The following is a 15,841-nucleotide window of genomic DNA, read 5'->3' on the forward strand; positions in this document are numbered from 1 at the left end:
CGGCCCATTAACGCTGGCACTTAGCCACAGCTCGGTGGCATGCTACCCGCCTTTTGCGCACCGGGCTTATAGTGCGTATCGCACATGCTGATTCAGTCCAGTAGTCAGGATCACAGTTTGCTCAAACCGACCCCCATCTCACCCCTGCGCCCATCCGATAGCGCAACGGCCGTGCCTTTAAGGGGCGTGCTCAGGGGTGCGCTCGCGGTCCTGGTTCTGATGATGTTGATGCTGTTGTTATGGCAGATGATCGAGCAGTTCCAGCAGTCTCAGGAACGCCAGCACAAGCGCAGCATCGACTACAGCGTGCAGCTCGCCGATCGGCTGAGCCTGAACATGGCGCTGGACGCTCAGGTGGCGCTGAATGTGCTTGACGAAACCCAGGACAATTCGCAACCCGTTGACGATCCAGAGGCCGTGCTGGCGAACCTTGGTCAATCGATGCCGGCGGTTAAAAGTCTGGTCTGGCTCGACATTGACGGTAATGTCATTGCCGACAGCGCGGGTGACACCCGTGATGTCGGCTTTCTGACCCAGATGCATTCGGTCATCCAGGGCCATCCGTACTTCTACGCCAGCGACCCAGGCGCCTCCACGTTTTATCTGTTCATCCGTCAGCCGGGCACCGGCAATGAACGCTACTGGGGGCTGCGGCTCAAGCCCGACATCCTGAAGTCCCTGACCCGCCAGAGCGATCTGGATTACCAGCCCGTCTGGCTGCTGGAAGATATCAGCAGTCAACGCCCCCTCTACAAAAACCTGCCAGGCGCCGGCCAGTCAGCTGACAACGAGTTGCAGACCGTCCATCTGCAACCACTGCCCCACAGCGACTGGCAAGTGCGTGGACTGTTCGATCCGCAGAAAGCCCGGCAGGCGCAGCTCTTGCCGCTCATCGGTGAATGCCTGCTCGCCCTGCTCTGTTCCTTTATTCCGTTGTTCGCGCTGCGCAGCCTGCGCCGCCGCCAACTGCAGCTGCATCAAAGCCGTCGCCGCTATAAAGACATTTTTGAAGGCTCCGGGGTCGCGCTCTGCGTACTGGACCTCTCCGGCCTGCCGGCTTACCTCAAGCAGTTGCAAGTGAACTGCGGCGAGGAACTGAGCGCACGCCTGAGCAGCCAGCCCGAGCTGATCAACGGCCTGCTTCAGCAATTGCGCATCACTGAGGTCAATCAGGTCGCCGCTCAACTGTTGCGCGCCGATTCGGCACAACATGTCTGGCAACAGTTGATCGAAGGCTGCCCTCGCGCCGGAAACGGTATCGGCCTGCAGATACTCCAGGCCGTCCTCGAGGGTCACCGCCAGCTGGAACTCGAAATTCTGATCCCCGACGCGCAAAGCGGTGACCAACACCTGTGGTTGGTCATGCGCCTGCCTGAGCAACCTGAAGATTTCAACGCCGTCATTCTCAGCATCAGCGATTTCACCAACCGCAAACAGGCCGAGCTGTCGCTGCAGGAGCGGGAACAGTTCTGGTCGGATGTCGTGCGTACCGTGCCGGACTATCTCTGCGTTCTGGATGCGGCCACGCGGCGGATCATTTACAGCAACCATAATCTGGGCCTGGCCCTTGGCTATGAGTCGGCCGAGCTGGACGAGATGGGCGAGCATTTCTGGGAAACGCTGCTGCATCCGGACGATATCGGTGCTTATGAGCAGTTGCGCCTTGCACGCACCGAGCACGGCCGCAGCGACCTGATCCAGTGCCAGTTGCGTTTCCGCGCGCGACAGGGCAACTGGCGTCGCTTCGATATCTGCGAACAGGCACTTGCGGCGGACGCTGACGGGCAGATCCGGCGCATCGTGGGCGTCGCCAAGGACATCACCGACCAAGTGGAAGCCAGCCAGTCCCTGCGCGAAAGCGAGCAGCGGTACCGGATGCTGGCGGAAAGCATCAGCGACGTGATTTTCTCCACCGATCGCCAGTTGCACGCCAACTACTTCAGCCCCTCGGTCAATACCGTGCTGGGTTATAGCGCCGAGTGGATTCTGCAGAACGGCTGGAGGGCGATCATCGCCAATCCTCAGCAGCTCAGCGGCTTTTATGCGCTGCTGCAGCGCATCAGTAAAGCGTCGAACAAGCCCGAGGCGCTGGCGGACCTGCGCCAGGAAATCACCACCCAGTTATTCCTGTTCGATTGCTTGCGCGCCGATGGTCGCAAGATTCCCGTGGAGCTTCGTGTGGTGCTGGTGTGGGATGACTCCGGAACGTTTGAAGGCGTTCTCGGCGTTGGACGCGATGTCAGTCAGCAGCGGCGCGCCGAGAAAGACCTGCGCATGGCGGCCACGGTCTTTGAACACTCGACCTCGGCCATTCTGATCACCGACCCTGCGGGCTACATCGTGCAGGCCAACGACGCCTTCACCCGGGTGAGTGGCTACGCCGTGTCCCAGGTGCTGGATCAGCTGCCGATGATGCTGACCGTCGAGAATCAGCAGGCAGCGCACCTGGGGTACATCCTCAAGCAGTTGAGCCAGCGCGGCAGTTGGGAGGGTGAGTTGTGGCTCAAGCGCCGCGACGGCGAGCACTACCCGGCTTGGGTCGGGATTACCGCGGTGCTCGATGATGAGGGCGACCTGGCCAGCTATGTCTGCTTTTTCAGCGACATCAGCGAGCGCAAGGCCAGCGAGCAGCGCATTCATCGGCTGGCCTATTACGACGCACTGACCCATCTTCCCAACCGCACGCTGTTTCAGGATCGGCTGCACAGCGCGTTGCAACATGCCGAGCGTCAACACACCTGGGTGGTGTTGATGTTCCTCGACCTGGATCGCTTCAAGCCGATCAACGATTCACTGGGCCATGCCGCTGGCGACCGCATGCTGAAGGAAATGGCTTTGCGCCTGCTTGCATGCGTTGACGAAGACGACACCGTTGCGCGCATGGGCGGCGACGAGTTCACGCTGCTGCTGCAACCCCGCCCCACCCAGCAGGCGGCCCTGAATCGGGCAATTCATGTGGCCGAGCAGATTCTCGCCAGCCTGGTGAAACCCTTCGTGCTGGAAGGCCGCGAGTTTTTCGTCACAGCCAGTATCGGTATCGCGCTCAGCCCTCAGGACGGGAGCGAACTGAGCCAGTTGATGAAGAACGCCGACACGGCGATGTACCACGCCAAGGAACGCGGCAAGAACAACTTCCAGTTTTACCAGGCCGACATGAATGCCAGCGCCCTTGAGCGTCTTGAGCTGGAAAGCGACCTGCGCCATGCCCTGGAGCAGGGCGAATTCGCGCTGTATTACCAGCCGCAGTTCAGTGGCGACGGCAAGCGCCTGACCGGCGCCGAGGCCTTGCTGCGTTGGCGTCACCCACGTCGTGGCCTGGTGCCGCCCGTGGACTTCATCCCGGTGCTGGAAGAACTCGGGCTGGTGGTCGAAGTCGGCGAATGGGTGCTCAAGGAGGCCTGCCGCCAGTTGCGCGCGTGGCATCTGGCGCGGGTTCGCGTGCCGAAGGTGTCGGTGAACATTTCCGCACGGCAGTTCTCGGACGGTCAGCTGGGCACGCGCATCGCCGGTATTCTGCAGGAAATCGGCCTGCCGCCCGCCTGCCTCGAACTTGAACTGACTGAAAGCATCCTGATGCGCGAGGTGAGCGAAGCCATGCAGATCCTGGCCGGACTCAAGCGGCTGGGCCTGAGCATCGCGGTCGATGACTTCGGCACCGGCTACTCGTCGCTGAACTACCTGAAGCAGTTCCCCATCGACGTACTGAAGATCGACCGCACCTTCGTCGATGGCCTGCCGTCCGGCGAACAGGACGCGCAGATCGCCCGGGCAATCATCGCCATGGCCCACAGCCTTAATCTGTCGGTGATCGCCGAGGGCGTGGAAACCCACGAGCAGTTGGAGTTCCTGCGCGAACATGGCTGCGACGAAGTTCAGGGTTACCTGTTCGGCCGCCCCATGCCGGCGGCGCGGTTCGAGGCCCAGTTCAGCAACGATGCGCTGTTTATGCTGGACTAGCAGCGGCAAGCGGCAAGCGGCAAGCGGCGAGCTACAAGCAGAAGCCGCGCCGCATTCAGCTTAAGGCTTGAAGCTTGAGGCTTGAGGCTTGCAGCCAGGCTTTAGCCTTGCATCGCGCTCATCACGCACATGACCCGCTTTCATATGCCAGATAAAACCCGATGGGTTAGAATGCCCCCCTTTTCTACTGCCCGATCCCCGAGGACCGCCATGTTCAGCCGCAATTTGACCATCGCCAAGTACGACGCCGACCTGTACGCCGCCATGGAACAGGAAGCCAAGCGTCAGGAAGATCACATCGAGCTGATCGCCTCGGAGAACTACACCAGCCCGGCGGTCATGGAAGCCCAGGGCTCGGTCCTCACCAACAAATACGCCGAAGGCTACCCAGGCAAGCGTTACTACGGTGGCTGCGAATACGTCGACATCGTTGAGCAACTGGCCATCGACCGCGCCAAGCAACTGTTCGGCGCCGATTACGCCAACGTCCAGCCACACGCAGGCTCCCAGGCCAACAGCGCGGTGTACCTGGCGCTGCTCAATGCAGGCGACACCATCCTGGGCATGAGCCTGGCTCACGGCGGCCACTTGACCCACGGTGCCAGCGTTTCTTCCTCGGGCAAGCTGTACAACGCCGTTCAGTACGGCATCGACGGCAACGGCCTGATCGATTACGACGAAGTCGAGCGACTGGCCGTCGAACACAAGCCGAAGATGATCGTCGCCGGTTTCTCCGCCTACTCGCAGATCCTCGACTTCCCGCGCTTCCGCGCCATCGCTGACAAGGTTGGCGCCTACCTGTTCGTCGACATGGCTCACGTAGCCGGTCTGGTCGCTGCAGGCGTTTACCCGAACCCGGTTCCCTTCGCTGACGTCGTCACCACCACTACTCACAAAACCCTGCGCGGCCCGCGCGGTGGCTTGATCCTGGCCCGCGCCAACGCCGAGATCGAGAAGAAGCTGAACTCCGCTGTTTTCCCGGGTGGCCAGGGCGGCCCTCTGGAGCACGTCATCGCGGCCAAAGCGATCTGCTTCAAGGAAGCACTGCAGCCTGAGTTCAAGACTTATCAGGAACAAGTGGTGAAAAATGCCAAGGCCATGGCCGGCGTCTTCATCGAGCGCGGGTTCGACGTGGTATCCGGCGGTACTGAAAACCACCTGTTCCTGCTGTCGCTGATCAAGCAGGACATCTCTGGTAAAGACGCCGACGCCGCACTGGGCAAAGCCTTCATCACCGTGAACAAGAACTCGGTACCCAACGATCCGCGCTCCCCGTTCGTCACCTCCGGTCTGCGCTTCGGCACCCCGGCCGTGACCACTCGCGGCTTCAAGGAAGCAGAGTGCAAGGAACTGGCCGGCTGGATCTGCGACATCCTGGCAGACCTGAACAACGAAGCGGTGATCAACGCCGTACGTGAGAAGGTCCAGGCCATCTGCGCCAAGTTGCCGGTTTACGGCGCTTGATCTGACGCAGTAGCAGTTGCATAAAAAAGCCCGGCTCTTGAGCCGGGCTTTTTTGTAGCTGACGAGTGAAGATCAAACCTGTGGGAGCGAGCTTGCTCGCGAAGGCGTCGGTTCAGTCCCATCGAATTCGTCTGACCTGGCACTTTCGCGAGCAAGCTCGCGCCCACAGGGGATTGTGTACATCCGAAAATGTCAGTCCGCCACCTTCGAAAACCCCGATCGGATCTTCTCCTCCGGCAGCTCATCAGCAATAAACACGATCACGCTCTCGCGTTTCTCGCCTTCTGCCCACTCCACATCGAAATCAAATCCGTAGAGCTTCAGTACCCCCTGAAACACCAGCTTGCGATCCTCGCCGGCGATGTTCAGCACGCCTTTGTAGCGCAGCAGTTGTTTGCCGTGCTCTTCCAGCAGGTCGTTCATGAAGGTGCTGAGCTTGTCGATGTCCAGCGGCTGATCACTGCGCAGGACGAGGCTGCTGATCCGGTCTATGGAGCGGCCTGTCGGGGCTGCCGGGCGCAGTGTCATGCCGCCGATGTCAGCGTTCAAGTTGAAGCCGCGCACATCCAGCAGCTCGGCCAGATCGATCTTGCCGTGCTCGACCACCCGGATCGGCGCGCGACGGTTGATGCGGGTCAAGCGCTCGCTTAATGCATTGAAGGTTGCTTCATCCACCAGATCGGTCTTGCTGACCAGCAGACGATCCGCGAAGCCGATCTGCGCCTGGGCGATGGTCTGCTCCAGGTGCGTGTCGGCATGGGCGGCGTCGACCAACGTAATGATGCCGTCGAGGATGTAGCGCTCGCGCAGCTCCTCGTCGATGAAGAAGGTCTGCGCAACCGGTGCGGGGTCTGCCAGGCCGGTGCATTCGATGACCAGCCGATCAAACGCGATCTCGCCACTGTCGAGGCGCTCCAGCAGCAGATACAGCGCTTTGGTCAGGTCGGTGTGAATGGTGCAGCAGACGCAGCCGTTGGACAGCGTCATCACCTGCACCGGCTCGTCGCCCAGCAATTGAGTGTCAACGCCGGCGTCGCTGAATTCGTTCTCGATCACGGCGATCTTCAGGCCGTGCTCTTCCTTGAGCAAGTGGCGCAGCAAGGTGGTTTTGCCGGCGCCGAGAAAACCGCTGAGGATGCTGACGGGGATAGGTGTGAACAAAAAAAGACCTCGATTCGCTGATAAAAAAACAGGAGTGAGGTTGCGGGCAATTCGAAATGTCAGTCAGTACAGCGGCGACTGAATTAACGCATCGCGAGCAAGCTCACTCCTGCATGACCAAGGGTCACTTCATTAGCAACACTTGGGCCCGCCCTTCCCGCCGTAACGGGCGTCCTGGCGCTCCCGGAAGAACGCTTCGTAGGACATCACCGGCTTGTCCGGGTGGGTCTTCTGCATATGCTCAACGTAATTGTCGTAATCCGGCATGCCCACCATAAGGCGGGCGGCCTGACCGAGATACTTACCCAGGCGACTCAGATCGTTGAACATAAACAGTTCCTCGCGTTACAGCGCACTCAGTGGGATTCCGGAAAGGCCTGGAACGGCGATTCCTTGTCGGTACGCTCTTTCTTGACCCACGCCGCACGACCCACCTTCAGCGCATAGAAGAGAATGCTCAGGACCACGAACAGGAACAGCGTGGTCAGGGTGGCGTTGGTGTAGGCGTTGAAGATCACGTGCTGCATCTGGTCCATGGTCTTGGCCGGCGCCAGCACCTGACCGGCATCCGCCGCGGCGCTGTATTTCTTCGCCAGGGCCAGGAAGCCCACCGCAGGGCTCGGGTCGAACAACTTGATGAAGCCTGCGGTCACGGTGCAGATCAGCAGCCATGAAGCCGGCAGGATGGTGACCCAGACGTACTGCTGACGCTTCATTTTGATCAGCACGACCGTCGCCAGCATCAGCGCGATACCCGCGAGCATCTGGTTGGAGATACCGAACAGTGGCCACAACGTGTTGATCCCGCCCAGCGGATCGATCACGCCCTGATACAGCAGATACCCCCACAGCGCGACGCAACCACCGGTACCGATGGCGTTGGCGGTCCAGGACTCGGTGCGTTTCAGCGCAGGCACGAAACTGCCCAGCAGGTCCTGCAGCATGAAGCGGCCGGCACGGGTACCGGCATCGACTGCCGTCAGGATGAACAGCGCTTCGAACAGAATCGCGAAGTGGTACCAGAACGCCATGGTGTTCTGACCCGGGAACGCCTGGTGCAGTATTTGCGCAATACCCACGGCCAGGGTCGGCGCGCCGCCGGCACGGGCCAGCACGGTGTTTTCGCCGATGTCTTTCGCCACAGCGGTCAGTTGATCCGGCGTAATGAGGAAGCCCCAGCTGCTGACCATCTGCGCGACCGAGTTGACGTCAGAGCCGACGATCGCCGCAGGGCTGTTCATCGCGAAGTACACGCCTGGCTCGATGACCGAAGCCGCGACCATGGCCATGATCGCGACGAACGACTCCATCAGCATGCCGCCGTAACCGATGTAACGGGCGTTGACTTCGTTATCCAGCAGCTTCGGCGTGGTGCCCGAGGAAATCAGCGCGTGGAAACCGGAGACGGCGCCACAGGCAATGGTGATGAACAGGAACGGGAACAGGGTGCCTTTCCAGACCGGACCGGTGCCGTCGGTGAACTGTGTCAGCGCAGGCATTTTCAGCTCAGGCGCAAGAATCAGGATGCCGATCGCCAGCGCGATGATGGTGCCGATTTTCAGGAACGTGGACAGGTAGTCGCGAGGCGCCAGTACCAGCCAGACCGGCAGCATGGCCGCGACAAACCCGTAACCGACCAGCATCCAGGTGATCTGCACGCCGGTGAACGTGAACATCGGCGCCCACTCAGGACTCGCTGCGACCAGACCGCCGACCCAGATCGACAGCAGCAACAGCACGACGCCCACCACCGAAATCTCACCGATACGGCCCGGGCGGATGAAGCGCATGTAGATGCCCATGAACATCGCGATCGGAATCGTCGCCATGACCGTGAACATGCCCCATGGGCTCTCGGCCAGTGCCTTGACCACAATCAACGCCAGCACCGCAAGGATGATGATCATGATCAGGAAACAGCCGAACAACGCGATGGTGCCGGGAATGCGGCCCATTTCTTCGCGGACCATGTCGCCCAGTGAGCGACCGTTACGGCGCGTGGAAAGGAACAGGATCATGAAGTCCTGCACCGCACCCGCCAGCACGACACCGGCAATCAGCCACAGCGTACCGGGCAGGTAGCCCATTTGCGCGGCGAGCACCGGACCGACCAGCGGACCTGCGCCGGCGATGGCAGCGAAGTGGTGACCGAAGAGAATGTGTTTATTGGTGGGAACGTAGTCGAGCCCGTCGTTCTTGAGCACCGCTGGGGTTGCACGGGTCGGGTCGAGTTGCATGACCTTGGTTGCGATGAACAGGCTGTAGTAGCGATAAGCGACCAGATAAATGGCCACTGCGGCCACCACAATCCAGAGTGCGTTGATCGCCTCCCCGCGACGCAATGCAACCACTCCCAGAGCCCAGGCCCCAAGGATCGCAACAATCAGCCAGGGCACGTGGCGCAGCAGACCATTATTGTTTTTCATTTTTTTTGTTTCCAACTGAGTGGACTTATTGTTGTTCAGCAAGCGGAGTTTAGCGTCGCCCGAGCGAAAGGCTACCCCCACGATGGTCTAGCGCGATATTTGTCCTATAGTCAACGAAGTGGGCGCTTCAGGCGCTGAAGGAGTAGTTGCGTAATGACCAATAACCACACAGAACGTCGTCGCTTCAAACGCGTTGCATTCGACGCGAAAACAAAACTCCACCAGGCCGGGAAAACTTGGGCGGTTCAGTTGATCGACCTGTCGCTCAAGGGGCTGTTGATCGAGAAGCCCTCGCCCTGGGAAGGCGATCCCGACGAGCGGTTCATGGTCGACATCGAGTTGCAGGACGGTATTGATGTCGTGATGGAAGTGCAGCTCACCCACGATGACCACAATCACCTGGGGTTTGTCTGCAAGCACATTGAGCTCGATTCAGTGACGCACCTGCGTCGACTGATCGAGCTCAATATTGCCGATCACGATGAACTGGAGCGCGAACTGGGCGCGCTGATGGGGGACTGATTCTGAGAGAGGCGCCTGGCGGGTGCCGGCACCTGATGGGTTAAATCAGCTTTTGCCTGACGGCTTCCTCAAGCGTGCTCTGCGTCAGGTGCTGAATGATGCCCTCGGCCGACTGGTTGAACGGCAGCGCGAACACCAGCAGCAGTTGCATCCAGGTCGTCACGGTTTCGCTTTTCTCGATCCGCCCCAATACTTTCCCATCGCGGTCTTTGTAGACCGTTTCCAGCACCAGCCGATTGTGGGCAACGGTCGGGATCACCAATAACGTGATGCCGGAAAGAATGGCACTGCCCGTGTTGCCGGTTTCTTCATTGCGTAAGCTGGCATACACGTAAACGTCGGACTCTACCTTGTCAGTCGTGACACGCTGAAAACGCCCCGACTGGTTGAAGTTGTCGATTAACACCTTCTCCCAGGCACTGACATTGGTGCCGCCGGCTCTCTGCTCGCCGTTAAATGTGTGGAGCGCCGTAAAGCGCACATACGCCGTAGGCTTGGTCGATTTTTGCTGGCTTGCCAGCGGCCAGTTTTCCACGGCCGGCAAATCATGTTGCGAGTAGGACACGCAGCCGCCCAGCGATACGCCGAGTATCAACACCAGCGCTTTAATCATGGATTTCATGGTGTTCTGATTCCTTTCAACGGGCATTCAATTGTGTGACTGCGGCATCGGTCAGCTTGGCGATCAGGTCACGGAGCTGTCGACTGCCCAGGCCGGGCGCGGCGTAGTCGGCGTCATACAGGCCTACATTGTGGGGCTCGTCGACTTTCTCCATGGATTTGGCCAGCGTCTTGCCAGTGCGGTCTTCAATGGTCAGCTCACCTGCAAGATCGTAGGTGTCGACGTAGATCGGCCCGTTGACCCAGATGTAGATCGTCAGGGTCAGCAATGCACCGGGGAAGTACGCAGGGTGAGTCGAGCGCTTGCCGTGCAGCGAGGTCAGGTTGAATTTCAACATCACGTCCTGATCGCCCAGCCTGGCAGGGAATACCGAGACATCTTTGAAGTAGCCGGCACTTTCGATGTAGTGGTTGATTTGCGCCGTCAATTGCCGGCTGACGTTCTTGCGCAGTTCATCGTTGATCTTCGGCACCGATACGACGACGTCCGCCATCTGCGCAACCCGCGGACTGGTGACCACTGCTGCCCTGTCCGGCTCGCCGATCGGGCCGTAGGTATTGAAAGAAAAACAACCGGTCAGCGACAACAACGCGCCAAGCAAAAGCACATGTGCAATCCGTTTCAAACCAACATCCTTAATTTCGGGCGAACGGCCGCACTCCGGTCCAGGTGAACCGCAGCAGGATCATTCGAATTTTCAGGGAAACGTCGCCGCAGCCGCACATCAAGGGTGAGCAAGCGGAAACGAGGCGGCGATACTAATGCGCCATCATTATGACGTCAATTTCCGTTTCCGATATTTTAAGGGCCGGCGCTCTAGCGCCGGCTCTTCTTACTCCTCGAATAACGCATCCAGAGCTTGATCCAGGCGAGTCACGCCAATCACTGTCAGGCCCGGCGGGGACTCTTTCGGGGCGTTGCCCTTGGGCACGATGGCGCGTTTGAAGCCGTGCTTGGCCGCTTCCTTGAGTCGCTCCTGACCGCTGGGGACGGGGCGCACCTCGCCGGACAAGCCCACCTCGCCAAACACCAGCAAGTCTCCCGGCAGCGCGCGGTTACGCAGGCTGGACATGACCGCGGCCATCAAGGCCAGGTCGGACGCGGTTTCCAGCACTTTCACCCCGCCCACGACGTTGAGAAACACATCCTGGTCATGGGTAGGGATACCGCCGTGGCGGTGCAGTACCGCGAGCAACATGGCCAGCCGGTTTTGATCCAGACCTAACGTCACGCGTCGCGGATTGGAGAGGTGGCTGTCATCGACCAGCGCCTGCACTTCGACCAGCATCGGTCGGGTGCCTTCCCACGTGGCCATGACCACACTGCCCGCGACCTCTTCCTGCGCGCGTGTGAGAAAGATCGCCGAGGGATTCGAGACTTCTTTCAGGCCTTTGTCGGTCATGCCGAACACGCCCAGTTCGTTAACGGCACCAAAACGGTTTTTGACCGCACGCAGCAGGCGCAGGCGGCCATCGGATTCGCCTTCGAAATACAACACGGTGTCGACCATGTGCTCCAGCACGCGAGGCCCGGCCAGCGCGCCTTCTTTGGTGACGTGGCCGACGAGAAAGATCGCGGTGCCGCTCTGCTTGGCGTAGCGCACCAGCAACGCCGCGCTCTCGCGAACCTGGGATACACCGCCAGGTGCTGACTGCAGCTGTTCGGTGAAGATGGTCTGGATCGAATCGATCACCATGACTTTAGGCTGCTCGATGCGCGCCGTGGCGATGATGGTTTCGATGCAGGTCTCGGTCATGACCCGCAGTTTTTCCTGGGGCAGGCCAAGCCGACGGGCACGCATCGCCACCTGCTGCTGCGACTCTTCGCCGGTGACATACAGCGCCGGCATGCGCTCGGCGATGGCGCAGAGGGTCTGCAACAGAATGGTCGATTTGCCGATGCCGGGGTCGCCGCCGATCAACACCACCGAGCCATCCACCAGGCCGCCGCCGAGAACCCGGTCCAGCTCAGTGGAGTTGGTGGAAAAGCGCGGGATTTCTTCGACACTGACTTCGGCCAGGGTTTTGATCTGGGCCTGTTGGCCGGTCCAGCCGGAACGACCGCTGGGCGCCGCTGCCGTGCTGTTGTCGATCACGGTTTCAACGAGGGTATTCCACGCGCCGCATTCGCTGCACTGGCCGGCCCACTTGGGAAACGTCGAACCGCACTCGGTGCAGCCGTACATGCGTTTGGCCTTGGCCATGACACCCCCGATGTAAAAAGGGGGCAATCATACCCGATGCATCAAACCGTCGGGCGCAGCGCTACCAGCCACCCATGTTTTTGGAGGATTGAATAAAACTTACAAGGACGTACCCGGTCGATTGCATGGATTAAGCGAGATGCAGCTAGCTGACTTACACTGCATTGACCACTCTCATCTGTAACAAAGGAATACACCCATGAGCGTACTAAGCGAGTTCAAAGCCTTTGCCGTAAAAGGAAACGTCGTCGACATGGCCGTCGGTATCATCATCGGCGCGGCATTCGGCAAGATCGTTTCGTCGTTCGTCGGCGATGTAATCATGCCGCCCCTCGGGTTGCTGATCGGCGGCGTGGACTTCAGTGATCTGGCCATCATGCTGCGGCCTGCCGAAGGGACTGCACCTGCGGTGGTGCTTGCCTACGGGAAATTCATCCAGACCGTGATTGACTTCATCATCGTCGCGTTCGCCATCTTCATGGGCGTCAAGGCGATCAACCGCCTGAAGCGCGAAGAGGCCAAGGCGCCGACGCTGCCGCCAACGCCATCGAAGGAAGAAGTGCTGCTGGGCGAAATCCGCGACCTGCTGAAAGAGCAAAACAACAAGCCGGCTGCGCCACTGCAAGTGACGCCAGATCGGTTCGTCTAACAGCTAGCACAGTTCATATGGGAGTGAGCTTGCTCACGAAGGGGCCGGGGCATTCAGCCACTTTCTCTAGTGAATGAAAGTAAGCCTTCGCGAGCAAGCTCGCTCCCACAAAGGTTTTTCAGCAGCTACCGCAGCGTACACCTACCAATAATTCTCCACCGCGATCTGTCCCGGCTTGCGCGTCAACGCCAGGCGCATGTCGCGGGTTTTCAGCACGGCACGCGTGTCCTCGATCATCTGCGGGTTGCCGCAAATCATCACCCGTGAATGTTCAGGCGTCAGCTCGACGCCGGCCGCTTTCTCCAATTCACCGTTCTCGATCAGCGTGGTAATGCGCCCGTTAAGCGCACCCGGATGCGGCTCCCGCGTGACGGTGGCGATGAACGTGAACTTGTGCGCGTACTCGGCCAGATACTCGCGCCGGGTCAGCTCGGCGATCAGCTGCTGATAGGCCAGTTCCCGGGACTCGCGGACGCTGTACACCAGAATGATGCGCTCGAATTTCTCCCAGACCTCGAAGTCCTGCAGGATCGACAGGAACGGCGCCACGCCGGTGCCTGTGGACAACATCCAGAGGTCGCGACCGTCAGTGAAGCGATCGAGGGTCAAGTAACCCACCGCCTGTTTTTCCACCATCAGCGTGTCGCCCTGACGAAGCCGGCTCAACTCGCTGGTGAATTCGCCATTGGGCACGACGATGGAGAAGAACTCGAGAAACTCATCGAAGGGCGAGGACACCACTGAATAGGCCCGCCACACCGTCGTTCCGTCAGGCTTGGTCACGCCCAGTCGTGCGAACTGTCCTGCCGTAAAGCGGAAGCCGGGGTCGCGGGTTGTGCGAAAGGTAAAGAGACTGGGAGTCAGCGGCGTAACGTCCAGCAGCGTTTGCCGGGTGAATTTTTCTGCACTGGCAGTCATGGGGCGCTCCTGGCTCCTGTCTCACAAAAAGGGTCATCAGTGTCCCGCAAACACGCTGCGATAAACACCGCCGGTTTGTAGTGACATCTACAGCGGTCTCGCCGATTTTTAGAGTATTTGGCTATCAGCGTTATCGCAAAGCGGTCCGAAGCAGGACGCCAGCGGATCTTAAGCTGCTGATTTCGCTGAGCTTTACAGAGCTACCCGCCCAGTGACTTCGGTGTCACTGCGGCGCGACCGTGAGGCTTGCCGCGTTCAGGGCGGCGATTATTTCCTAGACTTCGATCAGGACGATCAACACCGAGCATGGAGGCACACGATGGATATTCGGAAGCTGGGCGAAAACTGCGACGCCTGCGGGGAGAGTCTGGGCTACAAAGGCCTGACGATCCGAGAGGTGGAGGTGTTGAGGTGGTGCGCCACTGGCAAGACGGCTGCAGAGGTCGCGCTGATCCTTGATGTGACAGCGCGCACCGTTAATTTCCACATTGGCAAAGCCATTCATAAAATCGGCGCTTGCAACAAGATGTCGGCCGTGGTCCAGGCGACGAAAGACGGGGTGATCTAGGCACGGGCAAAGCAAGGGTGAAAAGCCCGGTGCGTACGGGCAAAAACACGTAAAATCGCCGGCTTCGCGAACCTGGACACGCCGGCGCACGTGTAATTTCCGCCGACATGCCGGTAGCGCCATTTACGACTGGAACCGCTCCGCCCATGCCCCTGCTTACCACCCCGTTTGCCCAGCTCGACCTGATCCGCCAACCGGAGCAGCCGGATGAGCCCTTGCAGGCCTTCGATGCTGCCGACGAGTACCTGCTCAATCACGTTGCTGAGCAGGGGGTGACGCTGCAAACACGGGTGCTGGTGCTCAACGACAGTTTCGGCGCGCTCGCCGCCAGCCTCGCCCCCCATGCCACGGTGGTCAGCAGCACGGATTCGTTTCTCGGTGCTCAAGCACTGGGAAAAAACCTGGTGCGCAACGGCCTGACCTATGATGCCGTCCCGGTGATCCCCGCCAGTGAGCCACTGACCGGCCCCTTCGACTGGGTGCTGATTCGCGTCCCGAAAACCCTCGCCTTGCTGGAAGAACAGCTGATTCGTTTACAGGCCCAACTGGCCCCGAACGCCAAAGTCGTCGCTGCCGGCATGATCAAACACCTGCCCCGCTCGGCAGGCGAGCTGATGGAGGAGTACATCGGCCCCGTGCAGGCATCGCTTGCCGTAAAGAAGGCCCGACTGCTGTTGTGCACCCCTGAAGCCAAAACCGTTCAACCCTCGCCCTACCCCACTCGTTACACGCTGGACGAGCCGAAGATCGAGTTGATCAACCACGCCAACGTGTTTTGCCGCGACGGTCTGGACATCGGCACGCGGGCCTTCCTGCCGTACTTGCCCAAGGGTCTGGGCTCGGCACGGGTCGCCGATCTGGGGTGCGGCAATGGCGTGCTCGCCATCGCCAGCGCGATGAACAACCCCGACGCGCACTACACGCTGGTGGACGAGTCGTTCATGGCGGTGCAATCGGCTCAGGAAAACTGGAGACTGGCCCTCGGCGAGCGGCCGGCGGTGATTCACGCAGGTGACGGGCTGGCGGCGCAGGAGCCTGACTCGCTGGACGTGGTTCTGTGCAATCCGCCGTTTCACCAGCAGCAAGTGGTCGGCGATTTCCTCGCCTGGCGAATGTTCCAGCAGGCGCGCTCGGCGCTGGTCACCGGCGGCGCGCTGTACATCGTGGGCAACCGTCATCTGGGCTACCACAGCAAATTGGCGCGTTTGTTCAGGGGCGTGGAACAAGTGGCAGCGACGCCGAAGTTCGTGATTCTCAAGGCGCGTAAATAGCTCGCTGGGCTCGTCGTGTAGCCTCCACAGGTGAAGCAAAAAAACCCGCCGAAGCGGGTTTTTTATTGAGCGAGCATCAC

At 60.1% G+C, this 15,841-nt stretch carries 13 protein-coding genes; 6 read left to right on the forward strand and 7 right to left on the reverse strand.

Annotated elements, in window-relative coordinates:
- The first annotated feature begins 219 nt into the window (after nt 1-219).
- Together JN403_RS00105 and glyA are read left to right on the forward strand one after the other, a co-directional pair.
- Nucleotides 220-3,957 carry a bifunctional diguanylate cyclase/phosphodiesterase gene (locus JN403_RS00105; RefSeq protein WP_240356766.1) on the forward strand — a complete coding sequence of 1,246 codons (3,738 nt, stop codon included), beginning with the start codon at nt 220-222 and terminating at the stop codon, nt 3,955-3,957.
- 210 nt (nt 3,958-4,167) lie between these two features.
- The gene (glyA, locus tag JN403_RS00110) at nt 4,168-5,421 is read left to right on the forward strand and encodes a serine hydroxymethyltransferase (protein ID WP_133776882.1); all 1,254 of its coding nucleotides are present in this window, start codon (nt 4,168-4,170) and stop codon (nt 5,419-5,421) included.
- 192 nt (nt 5,422-5,613) lie between these two features.
- On the opposite strand, the gene yjiA is transcribed toward glyA, so the two are convergent.
- From yjiA to JN403_RS00125, 3 genes are all read right to left on the reverse strand, one after another.
- Complete coding sequence (yjiA, locus tag JN403_RS00115; RefSeq protein WP_205484749.1) at nt 5,614-6,582, reverse strand: GTPase; 969 nt, start codon at nt 6,580-6,582, stop codon at nt 5,614-5,616.
- A gap of 132 nt (nt 6,583-6,714) precedes the next feature.
- Nucleotides 6,715-6,912, reverse strand: coding sequence for a YbdD/YjiX family protein (locus JN403_RS00120; RefSeq protein WP_065987541.1), 198 nt, complete (start codon nt 6,910-6,912; stop codon nt 6,715-6,717).
- Between the two features lie 26 nt (nt 6,913-6,938).
- Nucleotides 6,939-9,008 (reverse strand): carbon starvation CstA family protein, encoded by a 2,070-nt coding sequence (locus JN403_RS00125; RefSeq protein WP_205484750.1) that lies wholly within the window; start codon nt 9,006-9,008, stop codon nt 6,939-6,941.
- A gap of 153 nt (nt 9,009-9,161) precedes the next feature.
- Between JN403_RS00125 and JN403_RS00130 the strand changes: the two genes are divergently transcribed.
- The gene (locus JN403_RS00130) at nt 9,162-9,530 is read left to right on the forward strand and encodes a PilZ domain-containing protein (RefSeq protein WP_122536689.1); all 369 of its coding nucleotides are present in this window, start codon (nt 9,162-9,164) and stop codon (nt 9,528-9,530) included.
- A 40-nt stretch (nt 9,531-9,570) separates the two neighbouring features.
- Here the strand turns inward: JN403_RS00130 and JN403_RS00135 are convergent, their stop codons facing one another.
- From JN403_RS00135 to radA, 3 genes are all read right to left on the reverse strand, one after another.
- Nucleotides 9,571-10,152 (reverse strand): hypothetical protein, encoded by a 582-nt coding sequence (locus tag JN403_RS00135; RefSeq protein ID WP_122536688.1) that lies wholly within the window; start codon nt 10,150-10,152, stop codon nt 9,571-9,573.
- Between the two features lie 16 nt (nt 10,153-10,168).
- The gene (locus tag JN403_RS00140) at nt 10,169-10,777 is read right to left on the reverse strand and encodes a hypothetical protein (protein ID WP_122536687.1); all 609 of its coding nucleotides are present in this window, start codon (nt 10,775-10,777) and stop codon (nt 10,169-10,171) included.
- A gap of 207 nt (nt 10,778-10,984) precedes the next feature.
- On the reverse strand, nt 10,985-12,355 hold the full coding sequence (gene radA / locus JN403_RS00145) for a DNA repair protein RadA (protein ID WP_205484751.1): 1,371 nt from the start codon (nt 12,353-12,355) through the stop codon (nt 10,985-10,987).
- 199 nt (nt 12,356-12,554) lie between these two features.
- On the opposite strand from radA, the gene mscL reads away from it, so the two are divergent.
- A complete protein-coding gene (mscL, locus tag JN403_RS00150; protein WP_205484752.1) occupies nt 12,555-13,004 on the forward strand; it encodes a large-conductance mechanosensitive channel protein MscL in 450 nt (149 codons plus the stop codon).
- 141 nt (nt 13,005-13,145) lie between these two features.
- Here mscL and JN403_RS00155 read toward each other — a convergent pair whose 3' ends face one another.
- The gene (locus JN403_RS00155) at nt 13,146-13,922 is read right to left on the reverse strand and encodes a ferredoxin--NADP reductase (protein WP_122536684.1); all 777 of its coding nucleotides are present in this window, start codon (nt 13,920-13,922) and stop codon (nt 13,146-13,148) included.
- A 319-nt stretch (nt 13,923-14,241) separates the two neighbouring features.
- Here JN403_RS00155 and JN403_RS00160 point away from each other — a divergent pair, with 319 nt between their 5' ends.
- Nucleotides 14,242-14,490 carry a helix-turn-helix transcriptional regulator gene (locus JN403_RS00160; protein WP_205484753.1) on the forward strand — a complete coding sequence of 83 codons (249 nt, stop codon included), beginning with the start codon at nt 14,242-14,244 and terminating at the stop codon, nt 14,488-14,490.
- Nucleotides 14,491-14,636: 146 nt separating this feature from the next.
- Entirely contained in the window at nt 14,637-15,761 is a 1,125-nt protein-coding gene (locus JN403_RS00165; RefSeq protein ID WP_205484754.1) for a class I SAM-dependent methyltransferase, read from the forward strand.
- Nucleotides 15,762-15,841: the final 80 nt, after the last annotated feature.

Source organism: Pseudomonas sp. 15A4, from assembly GCF_016925575.1.
GTDB lineage: Bacteria > Pseudomonadota > Gammaproteobacteria > Pseudomonadales > Pseudomonadaceae > Aquipseudomonas.

Excerpts from the sequence above, each read along its gene's own strand:
- JN403_RS00105 (WP_240356766.1), top strand. The coding sequence starts at position 220 with ATGATGTTGATGCTGTTGTTATGGCAGATGATCGAGCAGTTCCAGCAG.
- glyA (WP_133776882.1), top strand. The coding sequence starts at position 4,168 with ATGTTCAGCCGCAATTTGACCATCGCCAAGTACGACGCCGACCTGTAC.
- JN403_RS00120 (WP_065987541.1), bottom strand. The coding sequence starts at position 6,912 with ATGTTCAACGATCTGAGTCGCCTGGGTAAGTATCTCGGTCAGGCCGCC.
- JN403_RS00125 (WP_205484750.1), bottom strand. The coding sequence starts at position 9,008 with ATGAAAAACAATAATGGTCTGCTGCGCCACGTGCCCTGGCTGATTGTT.
- JN403_RS00130 (WP_122536689.1), top strand. The coding sequence starts at position 9,162 with ATGACCAATAACCACACAGAACGTCGTCGCTTCAAACGCGTTGCATTC.
- JN403_RS00135 (WP_122536688.1), bottom strand. The coding sequence starts at position 10,152 with ATGAAATCCATGATTAAAGCGCTGGTGTTGATACTCGGCGTATCGCTG.
- radA (WP_205484751.1), bottom strand. The coding sequence starts at position 12,355 with ATGGCCAAGGCCAAACGCATGTACGGCTGCACCGAGTGCGGTTCGACG.
- mscL (WP_205484752.1), top strand. The coding sequence starts at position 12,555 with ATGAGCGTACTAAGCGAGTTCAAAGCCTTTGCCGTAAAAGGAAACGTC.
- JN403_RS00155 (WP_122536684.1), bottom strand. The coding sequence starts at position 13,922 with ATGACTGCCAGTGCAGAAAAATTCACCCGGCAAACGCTGCTGGACGTT.
- JN403_RS00160 (WP_205484753.1), top strand. The coding sequence starts at position 14,242 with ATGGATATTCGGAAGCTGGGCGAAAACTGCGACGCCTGCGGGGAGAGT.
- JN403_RS00165 (WP_205484754.1), top strand. The coding sequence starts at position 14,637 with ATGCCCCTGCTTACCACCCCGTTTGCCCAGCTCGACCTGATCCGCCAA.